This is a genomic window from Vibrio sp. 10N.222.52.B7 (assembly GCF_041474275.1).
Lineage (GTDB): Bacteria > Pseudomonadota > Gammaproteobacteria > Enterobacterales > Vibrionaceae > Vibrio > Vibrio crassostreae_C.
Window position 1 is genome coordinate 1 of the sequence record NZ_JBFRTU010000572.1, and the last position, 414, is coordinate 414.

1 protein-coding gene is annotated in these 414 nt (G+C 44.0%); it reads right to left on the bottom strand.

Features of this window, described 5'->3' with window-relative positions; translation table 11 throughout:
- Positions 1-414, bottom strand: a 414-nt coding sequence (locus AB4512_RS24250; RefSeq protein ID WP_372176043.1) for a polysaccharide lyase family 7 protein, incomplete at both ends; no start/stop codon positions are given.

Below are 414 nucleotides of genomic sequence, written 5' to 3' on the forward strand. Positions count from 1 at the left end.
ATATCCGCTCTAAAGTGCACTCTCCCTTCATCGGTATTGAAATAAGAAAGGTCAATATCGCTATGATAGACATCGCTATCATTAGCGAGAAGGTCTTTACTCGATTCGCAGCGCTCAGGTTCTAGTTCAGCCGCACTGTCACCCCCACTTCCATACCAAGTGTCTTTACTCGCAGGAATCGTCAACTTCCAATCATTAATATCCCAATCGTTTGAGCCGTTGACCTGTGTGGTGGTGTATCGCAGTGCCTGAAAGTGAGCCGTGGCTTCACCATTTTCAAATTGATTGTAGATACCCGCTTTAAAGTAACTCAGTAGGTGCTGCCAGTAGGTGATGTCTTCGTCGACTTTAACTTCATCGTTCACTTTGATCGAAAGGGTATTTTCATAAACAGAAAGATCAAACTTGGTGAAG